Raw genomic sequence first — 15,087 nt, 5'->3', positions numbered from 1 at the left:
AACACCTCAGCTAAACTAAAGCCTCGAAAGCTAACCCTTCCAGATTAAAGGTATTCGCATAATTAGTTATTACTGTTTCTGTTTCTGGGGAGGCTGTATATAAGTATGAGCCGGGAAAATTACTATTTTGAAAACGAGTAATATTATTTGCCATCTGGGCACCTTGAGGATAAGCATAAAAAGCAATGCCTTCAGAGACAAAATTAGGATAATTTGCTTGTATAGACTGACTTTCCTCCTCTCCTGCGTAAATATATCCTCCTGTCTGGTTAGTATTGCGAAAACGATTGAAAGCTACTAAGCCATCTTCAGGGGTATCAGAGACATAAAAGGCTAATCCCTCTTCAATAAAGCTATTTGTGTAGTTGGTTAAAATAGAGTCTCTTTCCTCCTCGCCTACATAAAGATAACTGCCGTCAGTGTTTAAACTGCGAAAACGATACATGGCAGTGTCTAAAATAATTTCTGGGGCATCACCATCAGCGAAAAATCCTCTTTTATGAATGATTCCATTTTCTACACCATCTAAGTCATAATCGCCACCATCTTGGAGATTTAAAATAACACCGTCATTTTTACCGTCTCCATTTTCGTCAAATAATTCTGCCCCAAAATCACCGTTAAGGATAAAGGGTTCATATTTTTCGGTTTTGAGATTAAAAATGTAGTAGCTATTAAAATTACTATCTCCTTCAAAGTAAATTTTTGTCTCGGCTTTTCCTTCATTGGCTGTCACTCTAAATTCTAAATCACCATTCATAACACTCAAAGGGCGATCGAGTATGATATGATTCCAATTACGAATTTGTCCATCTGTGGGATCAACATAAATGGAAAATTGATTATTAAGGGGAGTATTACTTTCTTTTTCGAGAGTTACCAGTAAACCAAATTCCCTTGTGCCAGTATAAACATCATCTAACGGTAAAGGCACGGAAACAGTTTTAGTTGTTTCTCCGGGGGCAAATATTAATCTTCCTAGCACGGGATTATAGTCGCTTCCTGCTTTTGCCCTTCCATCGGTGCTGATATAGTGAGCTTGGACATATTTATTTAAGTTTCCTGTGCGTTGAATAGTAAACTCTATTTCTCCACTAGCTTCGTTAGCAGTAGGGTTAGAAACAAATAAACGAGTTTGGCTATCATCGACATTGTCGGCGGTGAAAATATCACTAGAAATTCCTTGAGTTGATGAGGCAGAAATAGTAGCATTTTCGCTAATTTCAGCAATGGTAATTACTTCAGGAGAATTAGTGATAGGTGCAGTAAATTTTATACTTGCATTGCCGTTAGCAACAAAAACATCCTCAAATTGTACTTGCAAGTAGGTTTGATTATTGGTAGTACCTGCGTTATTGACAGTAAACTCGATCGCATTCTCTCCTGAAATAAATCCTTCATCCAGAGTAAAAGGCACAAAACCAGTATTAAAATTAGGATTTACCGATAGATTTTGAGCAACTCCGTTTACTTTTATCGTTATACCTTCATCATCAGTAGCCCATTTTCCATTGATAGATATACCATTGGGATTAACGCTTTCAGGAATTGTCAAATAGGTTTTATAAGTATAGTCCCCCGGTGCCGTGCTTAGACTATTATTACTATTACGTTGATTAGGTTGGATAAAACTTGAGATGGTAGTATTACCGTCAGTAATAATAATTTCTCCGACACTGGTTGAGGGGAATGATGTTAATTCATAGTGTATATCGTTAATAGTACCATTGGGTCTTTTAACCCCTGAATCATCTACTCCTGTGTTGTATAAGGAGAAATCTATAGGAGAGTAATTGACATCGTTAAGACTGTTGACTAAGACTGTCGCTGATGAGGTATTGGAAGTATAGCGGATAAATCTTTGATTGTATTGATTGACGAATCCATCTTCTGCAAAATCTGGGCTGAGATTAAGAGTGTCATCTTTATCCATCACCACTGTAATGGTGTTATTGTCTGAGATTTGATTAACAGTGAGAGAGTTGATAGTAAGGGTATTTGCCCCATAATCTTCTGTGACGAGAATTTCTAGGTTGTGTAAACGCCCTGAAAATTTGGTTAAATCCCAATCTTGTCGGTTATAACCGGTAAATTTTAATATATCTACTCCCGTGCCACCATCTATACGGCGGAAATAAGTATCACTAACGGTGATAAAGTCGTCATCATTGGCACTATAAACAACATCCACGCCACCATTGGTATAAATTTGGTCTTCTCCCTGACTACCAATAAATGTTTCTCCTGTGGCTGTACCAATCATTATATCATCACCGATCGAACCTATTTGATTAATTTTTTGGGTGAAGTCACTACCAAACAAGACAAAACTCAAATTATCGTTATTTCCAGGTGCACCGATAACAAAGTCACTAAATCCGTCACCGTTAACATCATCCCCTCCGTCAAGGGCAATACCTGCTTGAGAACTGGCTAAACCTTTTATGGTAAAACCGTTATCATTAGAGTTATTAGTGGGATTTTGATTATTACTCAGGCTTCTTAAGTCAAAGGGATTATCTTTCGAGTATTGATTTCCCCAACTCGTGCCACCGAATACCACTGTCACCACTCCATCTTCTGTTTTGTCACTGGTGAGAGAAGTATTAGGAGAGGAAATGGCAATATCGTCAAAACCATCACCATTAGTATCACCGATCGCGCTAAAATTAGTCATCTGATAAAGATCATCACCATCAGAAACCGTTGTATAAGCTAAAACCACATCAGGGAGAGAAGTGTTAGTTATACCAGTAGTTTTACCATAGTAGATAAATAATGCACCTCGATTATTTTTATAGGCTAAATCATCTAAAATTCCTAAATCAGCAATATAACCTTCTGCTAAAACGGCAAAATCTTCGATGCCATCCCCATTAAAATCGCCAATAGTTTGGAGTTGACTACCTAATTGTTGAGTTTGATTACTTTCATAAAATGGATCAGATACATAGACATTGAGAGAATCATCATTTAACCCTGCCATTGCTACATAAATACTTTGATTAAAAAATGTGGCATAGGGTGCATCATCAATCACATTATCAGCAAGTGCGATCGCATTTGTCCAATTAACTCCATCGGTAGAGGTAGGATAAAATACCTGAAAATCATTACCACCGCTAGAAGTTGCCCCCTCATGGAATAAATAAAGCTGATTATTTCCTGCTACGATAGAAGGCCCCTCAGAACTAGCAAACTGTGACAATACTGTACGACTCCAATCAGTGCCATTACTACTAGAAGCAACATTGAGAGAGTTATTACCATTACCTGTAAAAGCTACATACAGTTTATCATTAAGAATAGTTGTACTAACACGATGATCACTAGATTGATTAAAACTATTAGCAAATATATTCTTTTTGGCACTCCAACTGTTACTATTAGCCGTATCAGAAACAGAGTAAATAATTTCCCTCGTGCCATCGTTGGAAATAAAGAACACATATAATTGATCTTGAAATTCAATCAAAGAAGGCCCATTCACACTTTCCTGAAACTGATTATTACCACTTACCTGAATGGGATTATTAAAACGAATTCCTGCAACGCTACTGTCATCTTCCACCGCCGAAGCATACATAACCCTTTCTGAGGTATCCCTAAAACCCAAATAGAGAGTATTGTTAAAGACAGCTAAAGAAGTTTTCTTATCCGTTTGAAAACCACTGCCCAAGTTAACTTCCCCTTCCCAGTTATAACCATCATGACTTCTTTGCACCCAAAGGTCATTATTATTGTTATCATTACGCACCATATACAAATAGCCATTGTAAGCCACGATGGAGGGCGATAAATCCACTCCTTGAGTCGATATAGTCGAGTTAATATTAACAACAGAATTGCTATCGGTTGAGCCGTAAATACCCCATTGACTAGAAGTTAACACCCCTGAGTAAGCAGAGGCATCAAAGGGATTAATAGTGACGGGGTTATTAAATTGAGAGTTACTGTTTCCCAGATAAGAGGTAAATTGTCCATTACCAATGGGGTTATTATTATCAATAATGTTAGCTTGAGGAAGTCCATAACCAAAATCATCATAACCATCGCCATTGAAATCCCCTAATCCGCCAATGGTGAAGTTTTCTAAACTCATTTCCATCGAGCTATTAGTAATACTTCCTTCCGCATTGCCTAAAAATAGTTGAATTTGTCCGTCTTTTTCTGCGACAAAATCATCATAGCCATCTCCGTTATAGTCTCCTATGGTATTAACGTTAACGGTATTATTAATCGCAAATTCTGTGAGGGTTAAATTTCTTTGTGAGGAAAGGTTAGTGTTACCCAAAATTAGGTAAAAATCACCATTTTCTGTTAAAACACCGAAATCTCTTAAACCGTCACCGTTGTAATCTCCTAGTTTTACCGCATCCGTAATTGAATCATTTTCTAGGGTGATAATTAAATTTTGACTACCACTAGCACTGTCTAATAAATCTTGAGTGCTACCACCAAAGACAACAACTAATCCCCCCTCTCCTCCTGAGAGAATATCTGCAAAACCATCTCCATTAATATCCCCTAAAATTATATTTATGTTTCCAGCTTCGATCGCGCTTAAATAAGGAATATCAGAACTAATAACATCTATGGCATTATTTTGATCAGGGTAGCTAATAATTAATTCTTCTCCTGAAATAATCGGAGTGGGAGTTGCTATAGCATTTTGAGAAGGAATAAGAGAAAATTCAGACCAATTATTGCCATTATTAGAATTACCTAAATAAATATTATTGTTGCTATCTCGATAGGTTAAGTAAAGACTATTTTGATCAGAAGTTAATCCCACTGCACCTGTAGCTTTAATATTCTCCTCTTGATGAGTATTCCAAGACAGGCTACTCAAATCTGTGTCATCAGTCCAAGTAATATAATATTTAGAGGAAGGGTTACTTTTTGTTCCTCCCTCATAGGCAATGTAAAGATTATCATTTAAAACCGTAGCACTCATGGCGTTAGCCGATGTTTGATTACTACCTCCCGATGATGTCAATATAGTTTGATTGGATGACCAAGAATTTGCCGATTGAGGATTATTTGAATGAGTATAAATGAGGCGACTTTGAGAATCATTAGAGGTAAATAAAACCAGTAATTCTCCTTGATAAACAACTAAAGTGGGAGTGTCTGGGGTTGATTGTCCCGAAATTTGATATTGATTGCTCCAAGTTTGACCATTATTAGTGCTGTAGGTGATGTTAATTTGATTATTTCCTACCCCTTTATAAGCTAAATATAAAACACCATTATAAAATGCGATCGAAGGTGGTTTATCTGTTGTCATGCCAGTGGGAAGAAGGATAGCATTACTCCATGTTTGCCCCTGATCGCTACTGGTTGTAAGGTATAAACTATTATTGTTATTTTGACCTTTATAGGCAAGATAAACAACCCCATCATTGGTTGCTAAGGCAGGAGAGGTATTTAGTTGTTGTTGAGAAACGGAAATTCCACCAATATCAAAGCTACTGTAAGAATTGCCATCTATGACAAAGCCATTATCGGCGGTAATATTCGCTAGTTTGATGCTACCATCATCCGCTAACCAAGGATGTCCATAAAGACTATAAATTTGTCCTGCATTGGGGGCGCTTATCATCAAATCATTAACACCATCATTATTAATATCACCGATACTTCCCCCTGCTGTACCCGCTAACTGATAGGGCAGACTACCATTAAGTAAGAAAGTGGTTTTGCTGTCATTGGCGGTGACGTTGAGATCAAATGTTTTACCAATTTGGCTTAAATCTAAGGGGCCAAAAAGCACATAACTTTGCCCTGTGCCGTTTCCTGCTTGGGGTGCAGTAATCAAAAAATCTTCGTACTCATCTTGGTTTAAATCTCCTGCGGAGGTAATAATCGCCCCTGTTTCACTTTTCGCAATGCCTCCCACTATATTCAGATTTGCAACAGTTGCAAGGTTTTGATAATTACTGTTACTCGAAACCCCCCCCTTAATAACATACACCCCCCCATTATTATCATTTGCTCCCTCAGATGCGATCGCCAAATCTTGAGTACCATCACCATCTAAATCAGCACTAGCTAAAGCACTTCCTGCTAAAACATTACTAGCCGTGCCGTTACTGTTGGCTATATTTGCTCCCGTGTAACTTACATAGGGAGTTGAAGAAAAAGTATTGCTTGTTGTGCCGTTACTCCGAAATACATACACTGCACCCAACTGCACGGAGGAAGAACTAGGATAACTATTTAGGTCATTTGTACCATCAGGAAGATCATCCGCCCCTGCCCAATCATTATTGACATTACCCTGATAACCGATCGCACCTATAATGAGATCATCAGAGGTATTTTTAGTAAAAGTACTAGGACTAGATGTTCCTTTATAGGCAGACACCCCAAGAGAATAACCTGCTAATTCTCCGTCAATTTGTGAACTATAGACAGTGGAATAGTTGCTATTTCCATCATAAGCAACATAAACCTCTCCGTTACCATTATTAGCCCCCGGTGTACCAATAGCAATATCTGCACTGCTTCCACCGTTAAAATTTCCTATCGCCACAGAATACCCGAATGCTACAGAACCTGAGATATTAGGTATGATAGTATAACCTTGAGAGCCTAAATTAGTAACATCAATGGTTTTACCTGCTAAACTAGCTGAACCATAAATGACATAAACCGCCCCTTGTCCATTATTAACGTTAGGTGCACCAATAACCAAATCATCAAAACCATCACCATTAACATCCCCTGTTGCTAAACTGAGAGTATAATCACCATTACCATCGCCACCATCTGCAATACCTTTTATTAAAACACCGTCAGGATTACCACTTAAATCAGTAGTTGTTAAGGGATTGGTTTGACTGTTACTTAAGACACTACCGCCACCGAATAATATTTGTATCGTACCATTTTTTAATACATTACCTTCTGTATCTGTATAACCTCGATTGCCGATAATAACATCTGTTTTGCCGTCATTGTTTAAATCGCCGTTAGTAATGACATAGCCTATGGCAGAATTATCCGTATTAGTAATAAAACCACTATCAATTAAAGTAAGAGATGAATCATTAGCTTCGGTAACAGTTGCAATGCCCATCACCTGATTAGAATTAATGGTTGTGGGTTCACTGGTTACATCCGCAGGGGAGAAGTTGACAGGATTACCCCCATTGATAGAATATTGGAAGTTAGATAAGGTAGAAGGGTCATTAGTTCCAGCATCGACAAATAAATCAAAATCAAGGTTAGGATTGAGAACAGTATAAGCAAAACTCTTATCAGGATTTAAAGGATTAAGTAATTTATTATTTTGTACAACCCCTAATTGATTACCTTCCCCTGTGCCGATACTCCATGTTAAAGTATTACCTGAGCTTGTTTGAGCAGTAACTTCGATCGAATTTATTACCCTGTTGATAGTTTGATTAGTGAGATTGAGAGGTAAATAAATATCAGGTGTGCCATTGGGGGCAATATTACCGTTATTGTTAGCAGGAGTGGCAGAAACTATATCCCATTCAGGCTTATTAGCAGAGGATAATTGAGTAGGGATAACTTCAAATTCTGGCTCAATTTGTTCAGGATTTTCCCAGATACTTGATTCTGAGTTGTAGGTAACATAATAACTTTTTGCACCAGATGGGGTTGGGGTTATGTATTGAGAGTTGTATTTATTGCCAATGTCGTTAGTATTGAGTAGAATTTGGGCAACATCCGAACCTGTTAAATTATCAACATCATTAAAATTACTAGGTGCATTACTATAACTTAATACTTTATTGTAGAAAGCTACCTCATCGAGGGAAATATTGGCTTTATTGTTATTATTAAAATCTCCTAAAGTGAGACTGGTATTGTTTGGTAAATCTAATTGTATATCACTTAAAAATTCTTCTCCTGTTTCTCCCGTCACTTCTGATGTAATAGTAAGAGGATGCCCATTAAAATAAAGTGCTAATTGTTCACTTTTACCGTCATAGGTTAAGACAATTTGATACCATTGATTAGCAGTAAGATTTTGCTCCTCACTATCGTAGGTGTCTTGATTGGTGCGGAATCGGAAAAAAGATCTATCAGATGCACTACTTACTACATAAAAATCTAAAATCCCCTGTAAAGATAACAGATTTAGGGTATCTCCACCAACATATTCAGAGGCATTAAACCAAAATTCAAGGGAAAAAGCATTATCGGATAAAGAGATATTCCCAGAGGTTGCCTCACTGCCTTGATTAAACAATACGGCCGAATTAGAATCTCCTTTACCAGTAGTAGTGTTTTCCAATGCACCCAGTTGATTAAAAGTCACGCCGTCACCGCTATAAGTGCCATTTCCTCCTGCACCAAAAATCCCTTCATTAACTAGGGTTGTGCCTTCAGTTTCTGCTAGACGATAATAGATTAATGGTTGTTCAGAAGTAGTTAACTCATAGTAGGATGGTGGTTGGGTTTCCGTCCAAAATACCGCAGGTTGACCATTTAAGGAGGTTATAGTTAATTCAGTAAGAGGGTCAGGTTTGGCATTATCTGATAGTATGTTCGGAGTACTCCAGTTAGGTGTTCCGCTATTATAGGTTAGGGTTGACCAATAAATATTAGTTTCCCCATTGTTGGTATTTAACCACACTGCCATCAAATTATCATCAACCCCTTTACCTAATGCTATTTTACTATCTGTTCCTGCTAAAGTTTCAATAGCTTCTGCAATAGTCCATTCTCCACTGTTTGGATTATAAATAGAGTAGTAAAGATCAGACGTAGCTAAAATATCCGTTATATTCTCAAATTGTTCTTGAGTATAGTATTCCCCCGGAGTTAAATTAACAGGAATATTTGTGCTATCAACATTTGCCCAAACAATAACACTATTTCCTTCTTGATCTAAAGCTGTAACAGGATATAAATTTAAACCAGTAGAGCCGGGGATGCTAGTAATATTAGATAGTAAATTATCTCCCGAAGGACCAAAACCATATTTAATAACTGTGGTGAGAGTATCATCAGAGGTGATAACAGGAGCATTACTAAAATCTGCTACCACACCACCGCTACCCGTTAACGGTTGCTGAGTTTGGGCGTTACTCCCCGTGTAACTGACTGTTACTAAATCCCCAATACCAATCAAATTTGAGCCTGTAGGAGGTTCAACGGTCAAAATAACGGTATTATTGTTAACGGTAATAGTTGGGTCAATAACATAAGTAACCCCATTATTAATAACCTCAAATTGACTATTGATGGGATTTCCGCTCAAATTTTGGTCAAAAACAAGGGTAATTTTATTACTGTTAATATTTTCTACTATTGCACCTATACCTAGTAAAATAGGAGCATTGTTAGTACCAGTAATATTGGTTAAAGCAAGATTTTCAAAATTATCAATCCATAGTTTAGTGTTAGTGGTGCTGTTGAGGATATAAAGACTTTCGTTATTGTTAGTGGTAGAAGCGATTTGATAGTCAATGGTTAATGCGGTATTTTGGGCTACGGCGCGATCGAGGGTTAAGGTGATACTATTACCTAAGTTACTAATATTCTCAACGGTGTAACTATTATTATTTTCATCCGTGACGGTAAATTGACTCAAATTTGGTTCATTACTCCCAGAATTACCCAAAGTATCCACAAAATTGAGAGTAATTACACTGCCATTAACAAAACCTGCAATGGGTTTAATAGGAGGCACATCCGCCACCCAAGTCGCCAAAACAGAACCACCACTGGTTAAGCTAAGATTGAGAAAACTATCTTGACTTAAATCCGCCTCAATGTTTTCTAATGCCGATTGAGTTTTAATTGCTAAAGAATTACTGTAATTTTGACTGTTGCCTGTAGTGGGGTTAAAGGTAAAGTTAAAAGTGTCAGGAGTATTGTTTTCTGCCGATAAATTGTTGATATTGGGGATAAGATTCCCGTTAGTATCCACTAAACCTTCATTATTGGTGAAATTTAAAACAATGGGGTTTTCTGTGGTGTCAGGATTATCTGAGGTTAAATAGTTGGCATTGGCAGAAGGAGGTATAACATTTTTTAACTGCAAGATGACAGAAGTATCAGAATTTCCTTGCAAAACGTTAAAAACTTCGATTATTTCTTCATTACCACTTATATCCGTAACGGTAACGGTAAAATCATTAGGGTTGGGTAAATCGGTAAAAGTTGCTCCTAAATCCACATATAACAAAGAGCCTATTACTTGAGCTTGAGACTCACTAGCTAACACCAAATTTGCAGTAACAGCATTTGAAGTATTGTCATTGTCAAAAATAGTCCATGACCAACCGGGATAAAAGTCTAAGCCAAAGCCAATAGGACCTAATTTGACATTAAAATCAATGGGAAAGTTAAGGGTAAAAGTAGTATCTGTATCCCCTAAACCCCAGTTAACGGCGGCAGTTGTACCTATATCCACTCCTGCACTAAAGATAGGGATAATGGGAATTTTGACTTCTCCACTAAACCCCGCACTGATAATGGGAAAACCAATTGTACTACTTAAGTCTAACCCTTCTGCAACACCGTTGATATAAGCTCCAAAAGTTTCACCTAAACTAATAGCCAAATCTGCAAGGATGGCACTAGATAAATTACTACTGTTATCTAAAGTTAATAGTAAGATAGTACCTTGAGCTAAAGCACCTACTCCTAAAACACCCAACGCCGCCCCAAAATTATCAGGGAAATAATCCCCCCCAATAGGATCAGGAGTACCCGTAATTTCCCAGTCTGCCCCAATACTACCAGTTAAATCAAGAGTGAAAAACCCTGCGGTTTCGGCGGCGGAAACGACAGGAAACTTTAAGGATGCACTTACGGTAATTTTATCTAATATTTGAGTTAAATCAAAGGGTGAATTGGGTTCAAAACTGTATTTAGAATCGATGGATGCACCAATGCTAATGGGGGATTTTGAATCGTCTTCTCCTCCTGCATCATTTTTGACTTTCCAAGGGGCGGTTAATTCGAGGGGAGTTTTTACCTTTAAATTGGCTACGGTTTCCACAAATAATGATCGATCCTGATTACCTAGCCACTCTGGAGATACCCCAGTTTTTAATACTCCTTCAATTTCAAAAATTTCGAAAAAGGGTTTGATGATCGATCGCAAAAAGCTATCATTAGGGGTACTATCTATTAATTTCCATGAGTCGAGTAAGCTACCAGAAAAATAAATTTGGGCATTCCACGAGCCAAGTAAACCTTCAAATGAGCTATCATCAGAGGCTAAAATAGTTTCATTAAAAGCTAAAATTTCATTCTCGGTGAAGGGATTATAGGAGGCATTTCTAACAACTCCTGTATTAATTACGCCATTATTGACAAGACGGGGAGAGTAAACGGCGTTGGCAACACTTATATTTTGTGGAGATGTGAATAAACTGCTATCGACGGTGAATTGTTGAAAATAAACGTCTGTATCTTCTTTTATGGATAAATTTTCGACATTATCGATGTTAACTTTCGTACTAACTACGATTATCTCATTATCTTTTACGATAACTTTTGGCTCTAAATCTGCTACTTCATCAACGGTTAAAGGTTGGGGAGTGTCTAACCATTGTAAATTTTGAACTTCGTCATATTGGGCGGCTGTATAGTACAATTCGCTGTCATTCTTTTGTCCCTCTTGCCATACTACTACTAATCCGGGTAATTGACTTTGCCCTTCACTAATTAAACCATCATTGATGACTAAGTTAAGATTACTAATAGTTTGATTACCTAAAGATGCGATCGCATTTGCATTTTCCCAAGTGCCTGAATTTTCATTATAGGTAGCATGATATATAAACTCATTATCTGCCCAAACTATATGATTAATACCAGTAGAAGGGTCAACCGATGTAGCGGTGCGATGAGATGCAAGATTAAGAGCCATAATTAAATCCCAGTTTTTTAGGGCGTTAAGTCATTATTCTTCAGTTTATATTAAATAACCTAGAATCTGACAATTTTTATCAGTTAAACTTCATTCTCTTTGTTTAATCGGAAAACTAAGTCAAAAGAAAAAAGGGTGAATTTTTTTGACTTTAAACCTGATACCTGATACCTGACACCTGACACCTCAAAACAACAACTAATTATCTTTTTACGTAACATCAGTTGTTAAGATGGCTAGATTTCCTTCAGAATTATCATCAACATATTTTTTGATTAAAGTAATCCCTTGTTTTTGAAATATTTTCTGGCTAATGTATTCATTCGCACCATAAATTTTTAATTTTAAGTAGTTTTGAAAACAGAAATTATCAGCAACTATCATGATAGGTAAAGTTTGATATTCCATTAAGCTACGAACTATTTTACAAAATTTTTCTGCATCTTCATTTCCTGTGTCTGATTGAACAATTATCAAATCAACTTTGGTATTAAAAATATAATTTAAACCCTCATTTAAGTTACTAGCATTTAAACCAATATAATTTTCCTCTTCTAAAATAATTTCTACTTCTTGCAACCAATTTTTATTTTCACTCAAGCAAATTACTTTTCTATAATTTTTTTTCTTGATTTCTCCTTGACTTACTCCGTAGCGATTAATCATTTTAATTAAATTTTGTTGGCAATAGGGATAAATTAAATGTGCCACATTGATTATACTTTTATCAGCAAAACGAGATAACTGTAACAAAGAAGTTTTGCCATCTATTTTATGATTAAATTTAACACTTAAATCCTGATTAATTAATCCTTCTTGCTCTGAATAGCTAATAGTAGGACACTGTAAAGGAGATTGGAAATAATGGCTTAATTTGTGCCATTGATATAAATCTTCTATTACCTTTGGTAAAATGTCCTCTAATTTAAAAAAAAAGTTTAGGGGTTGTAAACTAAAATTATCTTGCCAAATAAAGTTACCTTCTCGTAAATTTATTGTTTGAAAAATAACCTCTTCAATAATCTTATTAGCAATATTTTTTTGTTGCTCAAAAGATAGATAATTATATTTTATTAATATTAATAATGCTTCATATTCAACAATGCTATTAGTTTTACTAATTTCATCTCGAATAAATTTAATACTATTGTGTAATTTATAGGCAGTTAAATATTGTTTAAGTCTAGTTAGTGTAAAAGAATTTTCATCCCCTGCGAATACTATAGAACCCTGATATATCAATATAAAATAAAAAATAGGGCTGAGGAAAACATCATATTTTCTTTCAATTAATAGCAAACCAGTTTTTTTTTGATTAGCTAAAAAATTTAATAGAGAATTAATATCTATTTCCTGTAAATTGCCATACATAAAAAGTTTTTTAATTTTCTGATTCGATTTGATGAATAGGAATAAAATTTTCCCACGGAAGTAAAATCGGACGTTTAGTAAATAGTAGTTGACCTCGATGAGTTTTGCGATTAATAGCAACTCCAATGGGCGGTTTGCTTAATTTAATGTGAAAATAGCGATAAGTGTTATAAATTTCACGGGCGGATTTCAGCAAATTCGGGTCTAGCAATTCAGGAACTCCATTTTTCATCATACTTTCTTGTTTATCCTCAAAGTATATATCCATTTTTATATTGATTCTTTATATTAATATATAAATTAAAATCGGTTTTGGTTAAAATTAATAGATAAAGATTATGAAGAGTACAAGTATAGAGGACATATCTCAAGCAAATTCGAATAAGCTAGACAAAAACTTCAAAAGCAACTCCTTCTAGTGTGAATTGAGGATAATTGGCGAGAATATTGTTTTTTTCCTCCTCTCCCACAAGGATATAACTACCGGGGTGTTGAGTATTTTGGAGACGATAAATATCAACTCCCAGATTTGCTCCTCCATCGAGAGCGTAGAATGCAATACCTTCTTCCTTAAAGTTAGAATAATTTTGACGGATACTTTGACTTTCTGCTTCTCCTGCGTATAAGTACGAACCCGGTACTGCCATATTTTGGAAACGGTAAAAGGCTATTAATCTATCATCCGCTTCGTTACTCACATTAAAAGCAAATCCTTCTTCCACAAAGTTGGGATAATTGGCACGAACACTCTGACTTTCTGTTTCCCCTGCATATAGGTAGGCATTCGGATGATCGCTATTTTGGAAACGGAATAAAGGATCATTGAATAGTGTTTCAATGGGTACTTTAGGTTCTGTCGGCTCTGTCGGCTCTGTTGGTTCTGTTGGTTCTGTTGGTTCTGTTGGTTCTATGGGTAGATTTTCTACTAAAACAGCCTGATCTGAGAACATCAATAGTTCTATATTGATTAAAATATCGGTCTCAGTGTCTGTACTAACGATGATAACTTCATCTTCCATCCTAATAGAAAAGTCGGCAAGTTTACCATCAAAAATAGCGGTATCGAAATCCTCTCCACCATCGAGAAAATCATTACCAAGACCTCCTCCGAGAAAATCATCCCCACGACCACCATCTATGTAATCAACCCCTGGACCTCCGACTAAAGTATTAGTTGCCGTAGTTCCTTGAATAGTATCATTGCCCTCTCCTCCAGTGACTGTACCAGTGAAGAAATTTTGAGTTCCAACACTCCTACCGTCACTAACACGAATGGTGCTACGGATACTCGCTAAGTTCACTAGCACATTATTTGTAAGACCTGAAGCGTCAATATTGTTGATAAAATTGCGATCGCCGATCACCATATTTATATCGTCAGTTAAAATGTCCTCAATTCCTGTAGGACCTGCGGTGATCTGTGTATCTGTAATAATTATCGTTGCATCTTCGGTGTAAGTAAAAACTGCCATAGTTTTTTAACTCTTTTATTTCGTAAATGTTTTAATTATATTCTTCTGTTATTAAGAGAGGCAGGGAATACCTGAGTTCGGAGTTCGGAGTTCGGAGTTCGGAGTTAAAAGTAATAATTATTAACAAAAAAGCTGAATAAATTGATTTTAAATGAGTTTTTCCTAAATTTAATAATTTTTTATTCCAAAATTGGCTCGATGATAACTCTCAACCCTTTATTTTTCGATACTTTTTTCATCGAACTCAGGTAGGGAATAGGCACTCTTGCAATAGTTTTTAATGGTTTATGGTTATAAATTGATAATCTCAACATTTTTAACTACTTCTTAATCCTCAAAGCTCTAAAACCCTATATTCTTTTACTGGCAATAGTTTTA

General features: G+C 36.2%; 4 protein-coding genes. All 4 read right to left on the bottom strand.

Annotation, left to right across the window (positions count from 1 at the left end; all coding sequences use genetic code 11):
- Positions 1 to 10: 10 nt before the first annotated feature.
- Positions 11 to 11,866 (bottom strand): Calx-beta domain-containing protein, encoded by an 11,856-nt coding sequence (locus Dongsha4_RS11870; RefSeq protein WP_330202584.1) that lies wholly within the window; start codon positions 11,864 to 11,866, stop codon positions 11 to 13.
- A gap of 210 nt (positions 11,867 to 12,076) precedes the next feature.
- Positions 12,077 to 13,237 (bottom strand): response regulator, encoded by a 1,161-nt coding sequence (locus Dongsha4_RS11865; RefSeq protein ID WP_330202583.1) that lies wholly within the window; start codon positions 13,235 to 13,237, stop codon positions 12,077 to 12,079.
- A 10-nt stretch (positions 13,238 to 13,247) separates the two neighbouring features.
- Positions 13,248 to 13,505 (bottom strand): hypothetical protein, encoded by a 258-nt coding sequence (locus Dongsha4_RS11860; RefSeq protein WP_330202582.1) that lies wholly within the window; start codon positions 13,503 to 13,505, stop codon positions 13,248 to 13,250.
- Positions 13,506 to 13,623: 118 nt separating this feature from the next.
- A complete protein-coding gene (locus tag Dongsha4_RS11855; protein ID WP_330202581.1) occupies positions 13,624 to 14,709 on the bottom strand; it encodes a hypothetical protein in 1,086 nt (361 codons plus the stop codon).
- Between the last annotated feature and the right edge of the window lie 378 nt (positions 14,710 to 15,087).

This window comes from Cyanobacterium sp. Dongsha4, assembly GCF_036345015.1.
In the GTDB taxonomy this organism is placed as follows: Bacteria; Cyanobacteriota; Cyanobacteriia; order Cyanobacteriales; family Cyanobacteriaceae; genus PCC-10605.
Note: the sequence above shows the minus strand (reverse complement) of the source record. Positions and strands in the feature narration are given on the sequence as shown.